15 protein-coding genes are annotated in these 19,154 nt (G+C 34.3%); 4 read left to right on the forward strand and 11 right to left on the reverse strand.

Annotated features, from left to right (window positions below; translation table 11 throughout):
• Nucleotides 1–24: 24 nt before the first annotated feature.
• The 4 genes from NWE55_RS05815 to tyrS all read right to left on the reverse strand — a co-directional run bounded on the left by NWE55_RS05815 (nucleotide 25) and on the right by tyrS (nucleotide 7,398).
• Nucleotides 25–687: a response regulator transcription factor gene (locus NWE55_RS05815; protein ID WP_230381514.1), complete on the reverse strand. Its 663-nt coding sequence runs from the start codon at nucleotides 685–687 to the stop codon at nucleotides 25–27.
• A 304-nt stretch (nucleotides 688–991) separates the two neighbouring features.
• The gene (locus tag NWE55_RS05820) at nucleotides 992–2,530 is read right to left on the reverse strand and encodes a RagB/SusD family nutrient uptake outer membrane protein (protein ID WP_155092091.1); all 1,539 of its coding nucleotides are present in this window, start codon (nucleotides 2,528–2,530) and stop codon (nucleotides 992–994) included.
• A gap of 11 nt (nucleotides 2,531–2,541) precedes the next feature.
• Complete coding sequence (locus NWE55_RS05825) at nucleotides 2,542–5,640, reverse strand: SusC/RagA family TonB-linked outer membrane protein (protein WP_155092090.1); 3,099 nt, start codon at nucleotides 5,638–5,640, stop codon at nucleotides 2,542–2,544.
• A gap of 465 nt (nucleotides 5,641–6,105) precedes the next feature.
• Nucleotides 6,106–7,398: a tyrosine--tRNA ligase gene (gene tyrS, locus NWE55_RS05830; RefSeq protein WP_155092089.1), complete on the reverse strand. Its 1,293-nt coding sequence runs from the start codon at nucleotides 7,396–7,398 to the stop codon at nucleotides 6,106–6,108.
• A gap of 184 nt (nucleotides 7,399–7,582) precedes the next feature.
• On the opposite strand from tyrS, the gene NWE55_RS05835 reads away from it, so the two are divergent.
• Nucleotides 7,583–8,587, forward strand: a complete 1,005-nt coding sequence (locus NWE55_RS05835) for an NAD-dependent epimerase/dehydratase family protein (RefSeq protein WP_155092088.1) — start codon at nucleotides 7,583–7,585, stop codon at nucleotides 8,585–8,587.
• A gap of 32 nt (nucleotides 8,588–8,619) precedes the next feature.
• On the opposite strand, the gene NWE55_RS05840 is transcribed toward NWE55_RS05835, so the two are convergent.
• The 3 genes from NWE55_RS05840 to NWE55_RS05850 are packed head-to-tail and all read right to left on the reverse strand — an operon-like array spanning nucleotide 8,620 to nucleotide 11,286.
• The gene (locus tag NWE55_RS05840) at nucleotides 8,620–9,213 is read right to left on the reverse strand and encodes a DUF4296 domain-containing protein (RefSeq protein WP_155092087.1); all 594 of its coding nucleotides are present in this window, start codon (nucleotides 9,211–9,213) and stop codon (nucleotides 8,620–8,622) included.
• A gap of 13 nt (nucleotides 9,214–9,226) precedes the next feature.
• Nucleotides 9,227–10,564, reverse strand: coding sequence for a dihydroorotase (locus NWE55_RS05845; protein WP_258204660.1), 1,338 nt, complete (start codon nucleotides 10,562–10,564; stop codon nucleotides 9,227–9,229).
• On the reverse strand, nucleotides 10,564–11,286 hold the full coding sequence (locus tag NWE55_RS05850; RefSeq protein ID WP_155092085.1) for a polyprenol monophosphomannose synthase: 723 nt from the start codon (nucleotides 11,284–11,286) through the stop codon (nucleotides 10,564–10,566). Before NWE55_RS05850 ends, NWE55_RS05845 begins: the two co-directional genes overlap by 1 nt.
• Before the next feature lie 66 nt (nucleotides 11,287–11,352).
• Here NWE55_RS05850 and NWE55_RS05855 point away from each other — a divergent pair, with 66 nt between their 5' ends.
• Nucleotides 11,353–12,057, forward strand: a complete 705-nt coding sequence (locus NWE55_RS05855) for a DUF4271 domain-containing protein (protein WP_258204661.1) — start codon at nucleotides 11,353–11,355, stop codon at nucleotides 12,055–12,057.
• Nucleotides 12,058–12,078: 21 nt separating this feature from the next.
• Nucleotides 12,079–12,822 (forward strand): uroporphyrinogen-III synthase, encoded by a 744-nt coding sequence (locus NWE55_RS05860; RefSeq protein WP_155092083.1) that lies wholly within the window; start codon nucleotides 12,079–12,081, stop codon nucleotides 12,820–12,822.
• A gap of 106 nt (nucleotides 12,823–12,928) precedes the next feature.
• Here NWE55_RS05860 and pckA read toward each other — a convergent pair whose 3' ends face one another.
• Complete coding sequence (gene pckA, locus NWE55_RS05865; protein ID WP_155092141.1) at nucleotides 12,929–14,542, reverse strand: phosphoenolpyruvate carboxykinase (ATP); 1,614 nt, start codon at nucleotides 14,540–14,542, stop codon at nucleotides 12,929–12,931.
• 72 nt (nucleotides 14,543–14,614) lie between these two features.
• On the reverse strand, nucleotides 14,615–15,010 hold the full coding sequence (locus NWE55_RS05870) for a DUF423 domain-containing protein (RefSeq protein WP_155092082.1): 396 nt from the start codon (nucleotides 15,008–15,010) through the stop codon (nucleotides 14,615–14,617).
• Nucleotides 15,011–15,129: 119 nt separating this feature from the next.
• Between NWE55_RS05870 and NWE55_RS05875 the strand changes: the two genes are divergently transcribed.
• Nucleotides 15,130–16,473 (forward strand): saccharopine dehydrogenase family protein, encoded by a 1,344-nt coding sequence (locus NWE55_RS05875; RefSeq protein ID WP_160339661.1) that lies wholly within the window; start codon nucleotides 15,130–15,132, stop codon nucleotides 16,471–16,473.
• 30 nt (nucleotides 16,474–16,503) lie between these two features.
• On the opposite strand, the gene NWE55_RS05880 is transcribed toward NWE55_RS05875, so the two are convergent.
• Together NWE55_RS05880 and NWE55_RS05885 are read right to left on the reverse strand one after the other, a co-directional pair.
• Nucleotides 16,504–18,195, reverse strand: a complete 1,692-nt coding sequence (locus tag NWE55_RS05880; protein ID WP_155092080.1) for an ABC transporter ATP-binding protein — start codon at nucleotides 18,193–18,195, stop codon at nucleotides 16,504–16,506.
• A gap of 116 nt (nucleotides 18,196–18,311) precedes the next feature.
• The gene (locus tag NWE55_RS05885; RefSeq protein ID WP_155092079.1) at nucleotides 18,312–18,767 is read right to left on the reverse strand and encodes an OsmC family protein; all 456 of its coding nucleotides are present in this window, start codon (nucleotides 18,765–18,767) and stop codon (nucleotides 18,312–18,314) included.
• Between the last annotated feature and the right edge of the window lie 387 nt (nucleotides 18,768–19,154).

Consider the following 19,154-nt stretch of genomic DNA (forward strand, 5'->3'; position numbering starts at 1 on the left):
ATACTATCCAGTAATCAATCCAGACTATATATAATAGTCATTGACTTTTATGATACCAGCGCGAATAGCATAACGCGTAGCATCGTGAACATTATTCACCTCCAATTTTTTAAAGATATTCTTGCGATGTGTAATCACGGTGTGCACACTAATATTTCGCTCAGCAGCAATTTCCTTTGTCATTTTGCCAAAGGCTATCTCTTTTAGAATTTCGCGTTCTACAACTGTCAGTACCTGTTCTACCTTGTGAATAGACTTTTGGTGTTCCTCCAAAATCTTTTGAACAGCATCATTCAAATACACTTTTCCAGATAGTACTTCATCTATACCTTTGGTTATGCTATCAAGTGTGTCTGTCTTAAAAATAACACTAAAATCGACCTTCTTGATTTGCAACATACGCTTCAACCAAGATTCATTTAACTCATCAAAAAGCATGACCCAATGACAATTGACATACTGCTCTTGAAACATAAAAATTTGATTGATCTGTTGCTCAAAATTGTAAGACTGTGGGTTAAAAAAAACATATGTTTTGCCACACTTATTCAGAAACTCTCTCAAATCATGTGCATTAACAACCTCTTGATAACAAAGAGTATCCTTACTCCTTTCCTCTAAAATAGTCTTGATGGCAAATTTGGTTAACTCTTGTTGATCTATAATAGCAACGCACAACATAATCATTTCTTTTAATTAATAACAAAGATAAAACAAAAAGGCACTTCACCCTCTAGTGCCATACAAACTTCTAAATCGAAATTGAGGAAAACTACTCTACACTTTAACTCGGTAGACCGTATTGAAGCCGAACTTTACAATATTCAATACAACGATATATACAACTTCATTCAATGGAAATTTTGCTCAGAAAGAACAACAGATTCAACAGGCACATAAAACCACAAAATAAAAAGTGAGATAACTATCTTTCAAGTTATCTCACTTCTCACTAACTAATCAACTATAAATGATAATCCGTACTATAATTTTATCGATTCAAATATAGATTTGGATTCTCTCTTTCTTCTACTTCTGGTATTCGGTAGAGATAATACTTGCTATTTTCTATAAAATCTGAACCGTCAGGGAACTTAACAGCATCATGCCCCATTGGTAAAAGTTTTACAACTACTTGAGAGATTTTTCCAGTACTATCCATTTCTTCGTATGTAAAATCAACTAACTTATCTTGAGGATACGCTTTTCGAACCACTTTTTGTTGATTGCGAATAATATCGATTAAAGCAAACCCTTCGCCAAAAAGTTCTTTTCTTCTCTCAATCCAGATTTCGTCTAACAAATCTTGTCCCATTAGACCGCTCACTTCTTTAGCTCCTCTTGCTGTCTTTAAAGTATTCAGAACATCAATTGCATCTGCCTCTCCTAATCGCGCTTTTGCTTCTGCATTAATCAAGTAAATCTCTGAAGTACGCATCAATACAATATCTGCTATCTGAGAACCTCTAAACTTAAATTTAGCATAGCGCATATAAGCAGTATTACCATCTTTTGGCTCTGTATTAGAAGGGTCTGGTGCCCAATAAATCATGCTCTTTCTATAATCACTTTCGTCAAACAAATCTCTAAAATAAGGATCCGCATTAAAGCTATAGTAGTAACTCTGACTTGAAGTAACATCTAAATAATTAAATTGATAAGATGCATTCTTTTGAGATTCATTTTGAGCATGTCCCCAAATCCACTCTCCATTACTCGAATCACTGAATCCACTTTTGTATTCACTTTCATTCATTAAGTAACTATTCAAAGCCAATAATTGATCAGAGTACTCTTTAGCTTCTTTCCAGTTTCTTGCGTATAAATGTGCACGAGAAAGCAGTCCCAAAACTACTTCACGATCAAATTTATGCTTCATTGTGTTTCCTCTCTTATATGTCTCAGGAATCAATGTAAGTGCTTCTTCTAAATCTTTAATAGATTGCAAATAAACCTCTGTAACTGTAGCAGCAGGTCTTGGTTTAGTTGCACTGCTCGTTGGCTCCAAGTAAATCGGAGCTGTAATAGCATTCGGATCTAAATCAATTGCATAAGCATAACTCGATGCTAAATGTAGATACATAAAACCTCTCAATGCTAAAGCTTGACCGCGAACTCGTTGTTTGTCAACAACTGAACCTTCCGATTCAAAAACTTTTGCAATCACATTATTAGCATTGTCAATAGTTTTATAGGCTAAATTCCAACTGTGCGTATTCGTTCTCGCCTTTGAATACAATGCATTAAATAAGTAGTGCGCGCGAAAACCATACCTTCCATTCAATACTACATCACTACCCATAGCATCATTTGTACGCAAAAATGATCCAAAACCAGGATTAGCATAAGTAGAAAAACTTTCCATTAAATAACTCCATGCACCATTCAATACCTTTTCATTCCCCTCTACAGTACTAAACACTTTCTCACTTTCAATAGCATCTGTTGGATCAGTATCCAAAGAACAAGAAATCAAACTTGTTGAAAGTATAAAAGCTCCTATTATATATTTAATTACGCTATTTTTCATAATTCGATTTTTTATAATTTAACATTAATCCCAAGAGAAATCGTTTTCATGGCAGGGTAACGGAAATACGTACTACCATCAAAAGTTTGCTCAGGGTCTAGACCTTGTTCTTTCGTCCAAGTAAAAAGATTCTCAGCTTGGAAGTATACACTTGCAGAAGACAATCTTACTTTCTTCAGCCATTCTTGTGGCACATTATAAGATACCGTTAGGTTTTTAAGTTTTAAGTAAGAACGATCAACTAAAAATCTATCCGAAGACTGATTCCATGCACTCTTTGGATGCGTAGAAACTTTAGCTACATCTGTATTAGGATTATCTGGCGTCCATCTATTCAACATATCCGTACTCCAGTTAGTTCCTCCTCCTGAAGATCTGTATAAACTCATCTTGTCACCATTGTAAATCTTTCCACCAATGTTATAGGCAAAGTTTGCAGATAATGACCAATTCTGATAAGTTAATTCTGTTGAGAAACCTCCTGATACATCAGGCAGAGAATTTCCTTGTTTTACTTTATGTTCAACTTTGTCAACTTGTGAATAATCATCTGTTATAGTTTTTGATCCATCTCCATTCTGAAGATACCATTGTGCATTTCCATTTGTTGGGTTAACACCTGCCCACTCTGGTAAATAAAAATCGTACAAAGAACCACCTTTTACCCATTTCTTATTTCCACTCCAAATCGCCTCAGATGGCAGAGAAGTAATCTTATTCTTATACGTAGTCAAGTTCAATCCTACACTCCATCTCCAATCTTCGGTCATGATTGGCGTACCATTTAACGTAAACTCCCAACCGTAATTTTTCATTGCTCCAATATTCTCTTGAATAGAAGTAAAACCTGTAGAAGAAGCTAAATCTCTATCAAATAATAAATCCTTTGAACGTCTTTCGAAATACTCTATTGTACCAGACAATCGCTCATTGAAAAATCCAAAGTCAAGTCCAATATTCATATTTAAGTTAGTTTCCCAAGACAAATCCTCTGTTCCCAATCTCGATGTTACTAATCCTGGATCTCCTAAATTATTTTGTATTGCGTACAAAGCTTGATAAGCATAATATCCAACATTGTCATTTCCTTGTGCTCCATAACTTGCTCTAAAAAGCAAATTACTCAACCAAGTATCTCTATATTGATTCATAAACTCCTCATCAATAATTCTCCACGATGCACCAAATGACCAGAAGTTACCCCATCTACTATCAGGTGAAAAGCGAGAAGAACCATCTCTTCTAAAAGAAGCTGACAAATAATATTTCTTGTCATATGAATACTGAGCATTTCCGAAGAAACTCAACATTTTATACTCATCTGCTTTTCCAAAAAAGTCAATTACCTTAGACGCCGCATCTGGTTCAAAATAACCATTCATGATTAACTGCTCACGTTGACCTCCAAAATAATTTGAATCATACGAATAGAACTCCTGCCCCACCATTGCAGATATTGCATTTTTATCGTCTATATCTAAGTTGTAATTCAATACGTTATTAAAAGTCATGCTAACAGTACGTGTGTTCTTGCGGTCCACACTTCCTCCATACTCAACTGATGGACCGTAAAGAGGGTTTGTTACATTGTGATTATTAGTACTATTATAGTCAACACTTAATGAAGATTTAAATTTTAAGTTATCTAAAAACTTAATTTGTCCATAAGTACGAACACTTGCAATATCTTTCTTGATCTCGCTCAAGTCGTGTGGCATACTTGCAATCAAGTTGTACTTAGCATATGAAGAAGCTCTGTAGTTTCCATAATCAAACATACGTCCTCCTGTATTTGGATCTACCAAATAAGCTCCTGTTGCCAAATCTCTTTGGTAAATCGGATAAAAAGAAGGCATTACTCTGGCAAATAAGATAACGTTTGACTGTTCACTATCATCTTGTTTTGGGAAATTTTGTATCGAACTCGAAGCAGCAACATTCAGACCTACTTCTAACCAATCTTTAGCATCTACTACGATATTAGATCTAAGGTTATAACGCTTGAATCCTGATTCGATAACATAACCTTGGTCATTTAAAAAACCTCCCGAAACAAAATATCTCGTGTTCTTTCCACCACCACTTACTCTAACATTCACGTCTGTAAATCGAGCATTTTGTTGTAAAGCATCATCCCAGTTGTCACTCCACAACGGTTTTAATCCTGGTAAAAGCTTACCATCAGTACCTACGGGCATTGGGTTATTCGTTCCGTAAGGATTAATACCTATCTGACTAATCAAGTTTTGACTTGCATATTCAGCTGCTGCTTCAGGTGATTTTCCTCCAGCATCCATTTGTCCGTTGCGAATAGCTTCCCATTGCAACTCCATATAATCATTGGTCCCCAATACGCGATAGTCATTACGTGCACGGCTTGAAATACCGTGTTTTGCACTAATCTCAATTTGAGGAGCTGTTTCTCTTGTCCCTTGTTTTGTTGTAATCATAATTACACCATTTGCTGCACGCGAACCATACAATGTTGCAGCAGTAGCATCTTTTAGCACAGTCATAGATTCAATATCTGTAGCTGCGATAGCATTCAACTCTCCTTCGTATGGCACCCCATCAACAACATAAAGAGGCTTGCTATTGGCATTAATAGAACCAATACCACGGATACGTATAGTTGCTTCAGATCCAGGCTGTCCACTTGACGAAAACGATTGCACTCCGGCAATAGTACCTTCTAATACTTTAGAAACATTACTAACCTGCGCTTTCTCAATATTCTTAGCTTGCACTAATCCTACAGATCCTGTGTAAGTTTTCTTATTTGCTGTACCATAAGGCACTGTAATAATAACTTCGTCTAAGTTTGCAGATTCCTCGCTTAGCAAAATATTGACATTTGCTTGTCCTTTATAAGCAATTTTCTGCGTTTGATATCCTACAAATGAAAATACCAATACTTGTCCATCCTTTATATTTATAGAATAATTACCATCTAAATCAGTCATAGTTCCCTGTGAACTATTCTCTATTAATACACTAACTCCTGGCAGTGTACCACTAGAATCAGACACCGTTCCTGATACTAAAGTGTCTTGAGCTTGGGATGTTAGAATACCAACAAACACAAACAGAATTACGTAAATTTTTTGCATAAAACTACTTTTAGTAATAGACCTATAATCTATCCTTTGATTAAAATTTAATTGAAATACTTTGTGAAAAATGAATTTTTATAGAGCATCACAGAAATGCTCTTAAGCGGTATGCTTCTATAGAAAACAGCATGGACACATACACATGGATGTGTGCATAGAAAAGATTGTATTGATGTGATTTAAGTCACGAGTTTCAAGTGCTCGTCTTTTGTCAACTAATTGCATCTTATTTGGGTTTTAATATAAATTCACTTTGGTGTAGATATCAATGTTAGAAAATCTCACCACCTTCAAAACAATAAAGGCAATGTTCTTTCTTTTATTATCTGATACAAATTTACCTCAATGCAGTAAGTTGCGAAATACCATGTATATGGTAGATTTATAAAATAATTAAAATTCTCGATAAGTGTCAAAAAAAAAGCCCCTACAATGTAGAGGCTTTAAGCATATAGTATTCAATTACTTTACATGTAAAATAAAGTAGTTCTTTTTCCCTTTTTGCAATAAAACAAATTGATCGTTAATTAAATCATTTGCTGTTATCACATAATCTTCTGTAACCTTTTCTTTATTAACAGAAATAGAGTTTGCTTGTAGCGAACGACGAGCATCACCATTAGAAGACGCTAAGTCAGAATTAGCAGCTAATGCATCTACAATATTTAATCCTGCCTCGATATCAGCCTTTGCCACTTCTGATTGTCCAACTCCATCAAAAACTTCTAAGAACGTTTTTTCATCTAATTGTTTTAAATCTTCTGTAGAAGAGTTACCGAATAAGATATTAGATGCTTTGATAGCATTGTCTAACTGTTCTTGACCATGTACCATAATAGTTACTTCTTCTGCTAAACGGCGTTGTAACACACGTAAATGTGGAGCTTCTGTATGCTCTTTCACTAATGCTTCAATATCTTCTCTTGATATAAAAGTAAAGATCTTGATATAACGCTCTGCGTCAGCATCAGCCACGTTTAACCAATATTGGTAGAATTTATATGGAGAAGTGTACTCTGCAGATAACCAAATATTACCTCCTTCTGACTTACCGAATTTAGTACCATCAGCTTTAGTAATCAATGGACAAGTAAGCGCATAGGCTTTCTCGCTAATTGTTCTGCGGATTAACTCTGTACCAGTAGTGATATTTCCCCATTGGTCAGATCCTCCCATTTGTAATGTAATATTATTCTCTTTGTATAAATGCAAAAAGTCATATCCTTGCATTAGTTGATAACAAAACTCTGTAAAAGACATTCCATCTGCAAACTCTCCGTTCAGGCGTTTCTTTACAGAATCTTTCGCCATCATATAGTTCACTGTGATATGCTTACCTACTGTACGAATAAACTCTAAGAAAGAGAAGTCCTTCATCCAGTCATAGTTATTTACTAACACAGCAGCATTCTCAGCACCTGAATTAAAATCTAAAAAACGGCTTAATTGGTTTTTAATTGCGTTCTGATTATGGCGTAAAGCTTCTTCGTCTAATAAATTTCTCTCATTAGACTTACCAGAAGGGTCTCCAACCATCCCAGTAGCTCCCCCTACAAGAGCGTAAGGCTTATGTCCTGCTAATTGAAAGTGCTTCAATAACATCACGCTTACTAAATGTCCAATATGCAATGAATCGGCTGTTGGGTCAATCCCCACATACGCAGCACGCATTTGCTCCAACAAATGTTCTTCAGTGCCTGGCATTACGTCGTGGAGCATTCCTCTCCAAGTCACTTCTTCAATAAAATTCTTCATTTAAATAAATTTTACACAAAGATAGCTCAAAACCTTAGCTTATGGAATAAAATTCCAATATTCACTGCACTTTTAGTCGTTTTATACATTTATCAATTAGAAACTGACAATAGGGGCGTTAGTTTTCAACTTTATTTCATAATTTTTCAGTATGTAAAACATAAAACTTATTTTTGTATAAAGTATGAAATTAGTAACAGGAGCAACCGGTATGGTCGGAGCGCATCTAATCCTACAACTACTCAGAAATGAGCCTGTAGTCCGCGCTATATACAGACACGAAAATAGCATCAAGAAAACTCAATCTTTTTTTAAATTGAAAAAGAGTGAAGACCTATTCTTAAAAATTGAATGGGTAAAAGCTGACCTATTAGATGTACCTGCCTTAGAAATAGCCTTCCAAAACATTACGGAGGTATATCACTGCGCTGCTTTAGTGTCTTTCGATCCTCGTGATGAGAAGGTATTAAGACAAACGAATATTGAGGGAACTGCCAATCTTGTCAACTTAGCGATAGCCTTTGAAGTTGAAAAGTTTTGCCATGTAAGTTCTATTGCTGCATTGGGAGAAACTTTAGCAAAGAACAAGATCATCAATGAAAAAACAAACTGGAATCCAGAGCTTTATCACAGCGATTACGCCATAACTAAATATGGTGCTGAAATGGAAGTTTGGCGAGGGACTCAAGAAGGATTAAAAGTTATCATCGTCAATCCTGGTATTATTTTCGGCCAAGGATTTAATTACGAAGGAAGTAATGAGTTCTTTCAAAAGATAAAAAAAGACTTCCCTTTTTACACAAACGGAACAGCAGCTATCGTCTCTGCAGAAGATGTTGTCAATGCAATGATTCACCTTATGGACAGTGATCTATTTAACGAAAAATACATCGTTGTAGCTAATAATATCACGTATCAAGAACTACTGAATTACATTGCCGAATTAATGAATAAGAAACCTCCTTTTATATTTGCTACTAAATGGTTATGCAGAATTGCTTGGAGATTAGATGCTTTTATTTCCTTGATATCAGGCAAAAAAAGAAGTTTTACAAAAGCTATTGCACTGTCGTCACATTCAAAATACACCTATGACAATCAAAAGCTATTGCAAGTCTTACCATTTACTTTAAAGTCTTATCAAGAGTTTATTCCTGAAATTATTCAATATCACTATACAAAAAAATAAAGCCTATCCAATGGATAGGCTTTAGACATATCTTATTTTACGCGTTTTATCGTGTCAATACTTAGCGTATCGTTTTTGACTATTCGCGCTATTCTGCGCTTACTCTTTTGTTTAAGTGAATCAACTTGAGTCTTATCCTGATTACTTAACTGTTTTATACTATCTCCGTCAACTTTTAGTTCTCCTGCTGAATCGCTTTTTTCAGATAGCTCATCAAGGTGATTCTTGACGGCATTTCTCATCATTTTAACATCAATTCTTTTCGTATCCAAAACCTTATTGACAAAATCGTCTACCTCAAATTTTGTTTGATTTATCACAATACGAGCGTAAATTCGATCTTGCATTTCATAATATACACCTTTATTCAAATTGATATAATACGCATTGTTTTCTGTAAAAGAAAGACTGTCTACCTGATGTTTATTGAAAATAGAATTAATAGTGATTCTTGGTATCGTATCATTATCAACCGTATAAACATAAGAGTTATTAATTGCGTATAGCATTGCTATATCATATAAAATCTCTTCCATTTTACTTTTTTCAATGAAAGGAGTAGGCTTCTTATCATTACAAGAAACAACTAAGAAGGCGATAAAGAATAAAACAATCAGTTTTTTCATTCAACTAAAAATATTAACGCTCGAATAATAACCTTTGTCCTTTGTGTTCCGTATTAACAACTCCATCGGCATAGGCTAAAAATCCATTTACAAAAGTATGAGTTATTTTTGAACTAAATGCAGTTCCTTCGAAAGGAGACCAACCACATTTATACAAAATATTAGATTTATCTACAGTCCACTCACTTTCACTATCAACAATAACAACATCTGCATGATAGCCTTCTTTTAAAAAACCTCTTTTCTCTACTTGAAATAGTATTGCAGGATTATGAGCGAATTTCTCTACAAGTTTCTCAATTGTAATTCTTCCTTGCTTAACACTTTCCAATAATGCTACTAAAGCATGTTGAACAAGGGGACCACCAGAAGGTGCATTCAAATAAGACTTACTTTTTTCTTCTAATGTATGTGGAGCATGATCAGTTGCGATAACATCAATTCTATCATCTAATAAAGCTTTCCAAAGTCCTTCTCGGTCTACTTCAGACTTTACTGCAGGATTCCACTTGATGAAATTCCCCTTAACAGCATAGTCTTTATCTGTAAACCACAAATGATGTACACAAACTTCTGCAGTGATTTTTTTGTCTTTCAAGTGAATATCATTTCTAAACAATTCCGTTTCCTTGGCTGTAGATAGGTGAAAGACATGTAATCTTGCGCCTGTTTTCTTTGCTAATTCAATCGCCTTTGACGAAGATAGATAACATGCTTCTTCACTGCGAATAACAGGATGACATTGTACAGGGATATCCTCTCCATACTTTTCCTTGTGTTCAGCTAAGTTCTTGCGAATTGTTCCTTCATCCTCCGCATGTACAGCGATCAACAAAGAGGTACTTGAGAAAATCTTTTCCAGAACTTCTTGATTATCCACTAACATATTTCCAGTAGAAGACCCCAAAAATAACTTAATACCAGCTACATTTCTTGGATTTGTTTTAAGCACTTCTTCTAAGTTATCATTTGTTCCTCCCATCATAAAAGAATAATTGGCAAATGATACTTCTGCAGCTCTCTTATACTTCTCTTCCAAAATATCCTGAGTCACAGCATTAGGCACAGTATTCGGTTGCTCAATAAAAGAAGTAATTCCCCCAGCTACAGCAGCACGAGATTCAGATTGAATATCGCCTTTATGGGTTAAACCAGGTTCGCGAAAGTGCACTTGATCATCAATCATTCCAGGTAGCACTAACTTTCCACTTGCATCAATAGTTTGAATGGTACTATCAACTTGAAGATTATGACCTATCTTCTTTATATAACCATTCTCGATTAAAAGATCTCCAACAAAGGACTTTCCTTCAGTGACAATAGTTCCATTTTTAATTAAATAATTTGTCATTATAGTGTGTTTAGTAGTTTTCTAATTCGCAAAGCAATGACTCCAAATATTGCTTCTTTAATAATACCTCCTGACATCTTGGATTCCCCTCTTGTTCTATCTGTGAATATGATTGGAACCTCCTCAATAGGTAATCCCTTAACATAGGTACGATACTTCATCTCAATTTGGAAAGCATATCCTACAAAGCGTATTTTATCTAGATCAATCTGTTGAAGAGCTTCTCTTGAAAAACAAACAAAACCAGCAGTTGTGTCCTTAATTTTCATTCCTGTAATCAATCGAACATAAATAGAAGCTCCATAAGATAATAACACGCGGTTAAGAGGCCAATTTACCACATTTACACCAGTAACATAGCGCGAACCAATAGCTAACCCTTTAGAGCGCTGAGAAGCGGCTAACAACTTCGATAAATCTTTTGGATTATGAGAGAAATCGGCGTCCATTTCGAAAATATAGTCATATTCTCGTTCTAAAGCCCACTTGAAACCATGTACATAAGCTGTCCCCAGTCCATCTTTGTTTAATCTTGTTTCAAGAAACAGTCGACCTTGAAATTGTGACTGAAGTTCTATCACGGCATTACTAGTACCGTCAGGGGAGTTATCATCAACAATCAAAACGTGAAACTGTTCTTCTAATTCAAGAACAGCAGTTATAATTAAACTAATATTTTCAATTTCATTATAGGTTGGTATAATGACAAGTCCTAAGCTCATTATAGATTGTTTGAATACAAAAGTAACCTTTTTATAGAAAGTTAAAACTTAAATAATCTACAAACCATGAAAACAGGCAAAAAAATTCTTAATTTTGCACCTTGTATGGAGAATATAGTTTTAATAGATAGAATCGTATTGAATAAAGATTGGGCTACAGCTCTATTCTTTATCGCATTCTCTGTACTGGCTATTAATCGAACAATATTTAGTGTGAGGTTTGCAGAGTTTACAAAACTTGCTGCATCCAATAAATATTTGAAAATTTATAAAGACAACACAAACCTACGTAATAGTTTCACACTATCCTTTTTAGCTATTCAATTGATATCGATTACTTTCTTTATCCAGATTAGCTTAAAAACATTTGGATACATCGAGCAAATCACCTTAAATTCTTTTATCCAAATCATCAATTTTATTGCGTTTTTTGTAATTGCAAAGTACTTAATTGACAAGATTATTGCAGTCGCTTTTAATATAGAAGAATTTGCGGATGCCCTAAACTTACAAAAAGCGACTTATAGAAACTACATGGGGATGATGCTATTATTCGTAGATGTACTGCTTTATTACAATGAAATAAACAGCAGAAGCCTAACACTTATCCTTATTTTTACATTAATCGCAATAAATGTATTATTATATATCATTTTTATAAAAAACAATCAAAAATCAATATTAAATAAGTTGTTCTATTTTATTTTGTATCTTTGCACCCTTGAAATAGCTCCTTATTTTCTACTCTATTTTTGGTTTAAAAATATCTGAGCATAATTAAGAAACATAACTATGAAAGTGAAAACAATTTTGGTTTCTCAACCAGCGCCTAAAGTGGAGAATTCACCTTACTTTGAGTTAGAACAAAAGTACAAAGTAAAAATTGACTTTAGACCCTTTATTCATGTAGAGGGCGTAGAAGCCAAAGAGGTAAGACACCAAAAAATTGATTTACATAACTTTACTGCTATCATTCTAACCAGTAAAAACTCTGTGGATCACTTCTTTCGGGTTGCTGAAGAAATGCGTTTCAAAGTACCTGAAACACTTAAATATTTTTGCCAATCGGAAGCTGTAGCTTACTACTTGCAGAAATATGTAGTTTACAGAAAAAGAAAGATCTATGTTGGCCAAAAAGATTTTGCTGACTTAGCTCCGCTTATTAAAAAATACAAAGACGAAAAGTTCTTATTACCTTCATCTGATCAGTTAAATAACGATATCCCAACAACTTTAGATCAACTAAAAGTCAATTGGGTACCTGGAACATTTTATAAAACTGTGATGAGTGATTTATCGGATTTAGCAGACGTAAAATACGATGTTCTTGCATTCTTTAGCCCTACTGGTATAAAGTCTCTGTTTAAGAATTTCCCGGATTTTTCACAAGACAATACAAGAATAGCTGTATTTGGAACATCTACTCAAAAAGAAGCATTAGACAACAACTTAAGAGTTGATATTATGGCTCCTGCTCCCGAAACGCCTTCAATGACTATGGCACTTGAGAAATATATTCAAAAGGTAAATAAATAATATCCAAAAGCTTCTTAATAAGAAGCTTTTTTTATGGCTTTATATAACACAAAAAAGGGTAAGTGAATGATCACTTACCCTTTTTTCTATGTGAAAAATTATAACCTTACAGTTGTGGTCCAGCACTTATTAATGCTTTTCCTTCTTCATTTGTAGAGTATAATTTAAAATTCTCAATAAATAAAGCAGCTAATTCTCTTGCTTTATCATCCCATATTTGAGCGTCCTCATAAGTGTTTCTTGGATCTAAGATTCCTGTATCTACTCCTTCTAAAGCAGTAGGAACCTCAAAGTTATATACAGGAACTACAATAGTATCAGCTTTCTCAATAGATCCATCTAAAATACGATCAATGATAGCACGTGTATCCTTTATAGAAATACGCTTTCCTGTACCATTCCATCCTGTATTTACCATATATGCAGTTGCGTTATTTGCTTCCATTTTCTTTACTAACTCCTCAGCATATTGCGTTGGGTGTAAAGATAAGAATGCTTTTCCAAAACATGCAGAGAAAGTAGGTTCAGGTTTTGTAACTCCACGTTCAGTTCCAGCTAATTTTGCAGTAAATCCAGACAAGAAATAGTATTTCGTTTGTTCTGGTGTTAACTTAGACACTGGAGGCATAACTCCAAAAGCATCAGCAGTTAAAAAGATTACTTTAGTAGCAGGTCCTGCTTTTGAAACTGGTTTTACAATATTATCAATATGGTTAATTGGATAAGATACACGCGTGTTCTGAGTAACAGATCCATCGTTAAAATCGATCTTACCATTAGCATCAACTGTAACGTTCTCTAACAAAGCATCACGGCGAATAGCACCATAAATATCTGGTTCATTCTCTTGACACAAGTTGATAGTTTTAGCATAACAACCTCCTTCGAAGTTAAATACTCCTTCATCATCCCACCCGTGCTCATCATCACCAATAAGCTCGCGTTTTGGATCAGTTGACAATGTCGTTTTACCAGTACCTGACAATCCGAAGAATACAGCTACATCACCATCTTTACCTTTATTCGCTGAACAGTGCATTGCAGCCATACCTTGTAATGGCAAATAGTAGTTCATCATTGCGAACATACCTTTTTTCATCTCACCACCGTACCAAGTACCACCGATAACTTGAATCTTCTCTGTTAAGTTAAATGCAATATAAACCTCAGAGTTAAGACCATATGATTTATAATCTTTGAAGGTAGTCTTAGAACCATTCATCACAACGAAATCTGGTTCTCCGAAATTAGCTAACTCCTCTGCTGTAGGACGAATAAACATATTCGTTACAAAATGAGCTTGCCAAGCCACTTCCATAATAAATCTAACTTTTAAACGAGTATTCTCGTTAGCGCCACAAAATGCATCAACGACATAAAGTTTTTTTCCTGATAATTGCTCAACTGTATTTGCTTTTAAAGCATTCCAAGTTTTACCATCAATAGGTTTATTATCATTTGGAGATTCTGGAGTGTTCCACCAAACAGTGTTTTCAGTAACAGCATCTTTAACGATATACTTGTCTTTTGGAGAACGTCCAGTGAATTCACCAGTCATCACGTTTACAGCTCCAAGCTCTGTTACTACACCTTTGTCAAATCCCGTAAGTGCAGGATTAGTTTCTTCCTTATATAAAACGTCGTAAGAAGGATTATAGATAATCTCTACAACATCTTTAATACCATATTTATCAAGTGAAATTGATTCTGAAATATCCATTTTCATTATTATGTTGTGTATTAATTTGTTTGCAAACTTAGAAATAAATTTAAAATATAAATAGTCAATTGCCTATTTAACACTCTTTTTCGAATTAAAAACCTGTATACCAGCATAAAGCCACGCTATTATAAATAGCAGCCCTCCTACTGGAGTAACAGGTCCGATAACACTTAAATTCATAGAAATCAAATCTTTAAATGTCAAAAGATATATCGATCCTGAAAAAAACAATATTCCGAACAAAGTCAAAAAAAGTAATATTTTTTTAGTCTTGTCTGAAAAAAATGTACAGATTCCTACAAATAATAGAAAAAACGCATGATACATTTGATAACGTACACCTACCTCAAATGTTATCACTTGAGCTTCAGTAACAATCTTCTTTAATCCATGAGCACCAAATGCACCCAAGATTACACCTAATGCTCCAATAAGAGCAGCAATACCTAAAACTTTACGTGTCATCTCGTTTTTAAGTCAAATATACAATTAATTCACATATTATACTTGTAATATTTAAGTAGTTAGTTTTATAAGCTACTCTATTTGTTTATTTTCGTATAACTATAATCAACAACTATAACATGAAAAAACAAATTTTAATCGTCGGAGCAGGAAGATCTTCTTCTTCTATGATCAGATATCTACTTCAAAAATCAAATGAAGAAAACATCCACCTGACAATTGGTGACTTATCTATAGAACTTGCAAGACAAAAAGCAATGAACCATCCGAATGCAACTCCAATTGCTTTTGATCTTTTTAATACAGATCAAAGGATAGAATACGTGTCAAAAGCCGATATCGTAATCTCGATGCTACCTGCAGCTCTCCATATAGAATTAGCCAAAGACTGTATTCGACTAAAAAAACACTTAGTTACTGCCTCTTATATAAGCCCTCAAATGGCAGAGTTGAATGAACAAGCTGTAGAAAACAACTTGATATTTATGAATGAAGTTGGACTTGATCCGGGTATAGATCATATGAGCGCAATGAGAATTATTCATGAAATACAAAATAAGGGCGGAGAAATAACCTCATTTGAATCGTACTGCGGTGGTTTAATTGCACCTGAATCTGATAACAACCTCTGGAATTATAAATTCACCTGGAATCCTCGAAATGTTGTATTAGCTGCACAAGGAGGTGCAGCCAAATTTCTACATGAAGGAAAGTATAAATACATCCCATATAATCAAGTTTTTCGTCGAACCGAAATATTAAAAGTTGAGGGATATGGCAATTTCGAAGTTTATGCTAATAGAGACTCTTTAAAATATCAAAACATATACAACTTAAACAACCTAAGGACAATACTTAGAGGAACAATCAGAAGATTGGGGTATTCTAAAGCATGGAGTCTATTTGTTGATCTGGGAATAACAGACGATTCTTATACAATTGAAAATTCTGAAACTCTAACATATAGAGATTTCATCGATTTATACTTACCATATCATCCAACTGACTCTATAGAGACAAAACTAAAACTTGCTTTAAACATCGCTCCAGACGATCAAGTTTGGCTTAAACTTATGGAGCTGGACCTCTTTAATGATGTTAAGCAAATTGGCTTAAAAAACGCTACTCCTGCACAAATTCTTGAAAAAATACTATCAGACAAATGGACATTAGACCCACAAGACAAGGATATGATAGTCATGTACCACAGAATTGGATATAAAATAGGCAATCAAGACAAGCAAATAGACTCTACTATGGTATGTATAGGCGAAGATCAAACTTATACTGCGATGGCCAAAACGGTAGGTTTACCTGTTGCAATTACAACTTTAAAAATACTCAATGGAACTATTACATCACCAGGAGTACAATTGCCGATAAAACAAGAAATCTATACTCCAATTTTGGAAGAATTGGAAAAGAATGGAATAACTTTCACTGAACAAGAAATAACAATATAGCAACTTATAAAGCCTCTTATAATAGAGGCTTTATTTTGGTATAGCACTAATCAATTTACGCGTGTAATCCTTTTGAGGGTTATCGTATAATTCATCCGCTTCATTTATCTCTTCTACCTTACCTTTATTCATAACGACAATCTGATCAGATACATATTTTACAACAGCTAAATCATGAGATATAAAGATATATGTAAATCCAAATTTATCTTTTAATTCATTTAAAAGGTTTAAAACTTGTGCTTGTACAGATATATCCAATGCTGATACAGATTCATCACAAATAATCAACTTCGGATTCAATGCGATTGTTCTCGCTATACCTATTCTCTGTCGTTGACCACCAGAGAACTCATGAGGATACCTATCAAAAGCCTCTTTATCAAGACCGACACGAGAAAGAATATCTATAACCATACTCTTTCGCTCTCGATAATCACTGCCAACCTTATGTACCTTCATTGGTTCCAATATAGCTTCACCAACTGTTATCCTTGGATTCAAGGATGAATAAGGATCTTGAAAAATGATTTGTATTTCTTTACGCAATTTGCGTATCTCAGCTTTATTTAATCTTGTGATATCTATTCCGCGATAGAAGATCTGTCCTTCCGTTGCTTTATCCAACTGCAGTATAGCATTTCCTAAAGTAGACTTTCCACAACCACTTTCACCAACCAATCCCAAAGTTTCTCCTTCATAGACATTAAAGCTTACATGATCAAGTGCTCTAAAGCTTCCTGATCGAAATAATCCTGTTTTAACTATATAATCCTTTACCACATTTCGTATTTCTAATAATGGTTGGCGATTATAGAGATTTTGATGTGCTTTCGCTCTATCCTCTGCAGTTACAATCTCATCAACAACAACTTGATTTAAAAAATCTGAAATAGTAGGCAACCTCTTTAATCGGACATCTATACTTGGTCTTGATGCGATTAAAGCTTGAGTATATAATTCTTTAGGATTATTAAAAATAGCTAAGCAATTCCCCTGTTCAACAATTTTACCCTTGTACATCACGATAACGCGGTCAGCGATAGATGAAATCAAACCTAAATCATGCGTAATAAATACAATGCTCATTCCCGTTTCTTTCTGTAATGACTTCAGTAGCTCCACAATATCCTTTTGCACTGTAACATCAAGTGCTGTAGTAGGCTCATCAGCAATCAACACAGCAGGTTTACAACTTATCGCCATCGCTATCATTATGCGCTGCTTCTGTCCTCCTGACAACTGATGTGGATACTTATGATACACCTCTTGAGGGTTGGGTAACTTAACTTTCTTGAATAGAGAAATCACTTCTTGTTTCATTGCTGAATCACTATTATGCACCCTATGCTGTTGTAAGATTTCTAAAACTTGTCTACCACAAGTCATAGTAGGGTTCAAAGCTGTCATTGGCTCTTGGAATATCATCGCAAATTCCTTTCCTCTATAGGAACGTATTTCTTCTTCTTTTAATTGAGTAAGCTCTACTTTATTAAAAACAATACTTCCATTTGCAATAGTTAAAGCTCCCTTTGGCAATAGTCCCATTATCGCAAGAGAGGTAATTGATTTACCCGACCCTGACTCTCCAACTATTCCAAGAATTTCATTTTGATATAACTCAAAAGAACAATTTTGCACTAAAGATTTACTGTCTTGAGTGTTCTTAATTGTAGTTATCTCTAAATCTAATACTTGCAATAATGGTGTTTTACTTTGCATAACTGTGATTTTATCTAAACAAAAATAACATTAAAAAAACCATATAATATAATTTGAATGAAATTGCCTCGTTATATTATATGGCTTTCTTAAAACAGGATGCGAGAATAATCATATTAAGCAACATTAATTTGGTCATATTCTTTCACCAAAGTTACCACAGTTGGCGTAAGAGTTTTAAAATCAGTAAAGACAGGGCAAGCAGATTTTACTGCATCCATCCATTCTTTTAAAAGCACAATTGACGCAGGTGTAGTTGGCTTAACGATGACATCAATCTTTTTAAAATTAGTAATATCTATGCTTTTCTCATCATCTTCATTATTCTTAACCTCTCCTCTTACCTCCACTTGAATAGATTTTAAATCTAAATTTAGGGTTGACCCAATCAAGTTTCCGATATAGTGTATACTTCCTGCTAAACGAGCAAGTAACAATTCGGCAGAATCTATTTGATTCACCCTTACTAAATCTCTTCCGTCATTTACGGTAAAAGAGAAATTTGCTGTTTTAACTGCGAACTGTGTAGAACGAACAGAAAAACCCAAAACTTTTACTACATTGTTTTTCATCACTTTTAAAATTTATAATTAATATTTAGGCTAAAAAAAAGGTCCTTTTGATATTTACTACCAAAAGGACCTTTGAAATTTATTCTATACTTCTTTAAGAATATATGAACTATTTTACAAAACCAATTTTGGCAGTACGACGAAGCACGACTTACGCATTAGATACGTCGCCTTAGTAATAATCGATACTGAACAAATATTGTAGAACTGGTTCATATTTCTTTTTTTAATTTCTTTTACTTCTAATTTTATACAAAAAAAGCCCCTATAACAATAGAGGCTTTTATAATATCATTTTCAAACAATATACAATTATTTACCTCCTAATGTGCCTTCACACATTGAATACTTCTTAAAGGAAATTTTATTTGTATAATTTGTTTGCAT

This window comes from Myroides albus, assembly GCF_024722315.1.
In the GTDB taxonomy this organism is placed as follows: Bacteria; Bacteroidota; Bacteroidia; order Flavobacteriales; family Flavobacteriaceae; genus Flavobacterium; species Flavobacterium album_A.

Coding starts and splice junctions, on each gene's coding strand:
- tyrS (WP_155092089.1), bottom strand. CDS start 7,398: ATGAAGAATTTTATTGAAGAAGTGACTTGGAGAGGAATGCTCCACGAC.
- NWE55_RS05860 (WP_155092083.1), top strand. CDS start 12,079: ATGAAAGTGAAAACAATTTTGGTTTCTCAACCAGCGCCTAAAGTGGAG.
- NWE55_RS05815 (WP_230381514.1), bottom strand. CDS start 687: ATGATTATGTTGTGCGTTGCTATTATAGATCAACAAGAGTTAACCAAA.
- NWE55_RS05825 (WP_155092090.1), bottom strand. CDS start 5,640: ATGCAAAAAATTTACGTAATTCTGTTTGTGTTTGTTGGTATTCTAACA.
- NWE55_RS05820 (WP_155092091.1), bottom strand. CDS start 2,530: ATGAAAAATAGCGTAATTAAATATATAATAGGAGCTTTTATACTTTCA.
- NWE55_RS05870 (WP_155092082.1), bottom strand. CDS start 15,010: ATGACACGTAAAGTTTTAGGTATTGCTGCTCTTATTGGAGCATTAGGT.
- NWE55_RS05885 (WP_155092079.1), bottom strand. CDS start 18,767: ATGAAAAACAATGTAGTAAAAGTTTTGGGTTTTTCTGTTCGTTCTACA.
- NWE55_RS05875 (WP_160339661.1), top strand. CDS start 15,130: ATGAAAAAACAAATTTTAATCGTCGGAGCAGGAAGATCTTCTTCTTCT.
- NWE55_RS05880 (WP_155092080.1), bottom strand. CDS start 18,195: ATGCAAAGTAAAACACCATTATTGCAAGTATTAGATTTAGAGATAACT.
- NWE55_RS05835 (WP_155092088.1), top strand. CDS start 7,583: ATGAAATTAGTAACAGGAGCAACCGGTATGGTCGGAGCGCATCTAATC.
- NWE55_RS05845 (WP_258204660.1), bottom strand. CDS start 10,564: ATGACAAATTATTTAATTAAAAATGGAACTATTGTCACTGAAGGAAAG.
- pckA (WP_155092141.1), bottom strand. CDS start 14,542: ATGGATATTTCAGAATCAATTTCACTTGATAAATATGGTATTAAAGAT.
- NWE55_RS05840 (WP_155092087.1), bottom strand. CDS start 9,213: ATGAAAAAACTGATTGTTTTATTCTTTATCGCCTTCTTAGTTGTTTCT.
- NWE55_RS05850 (WP_155092085.1), bottom strand. CDS start 11,286: ATGAGCTTAGGACTTGTCATTATACCAACCTATAATGAAATTGAAAAT.
- NWE55_RS05855 (WP_258204661.1), top strand. CDS start 11,353: ATGAAAACAGGCAAAAAAATTCTTAATTTTGCACCTTGTATGGAGAAT.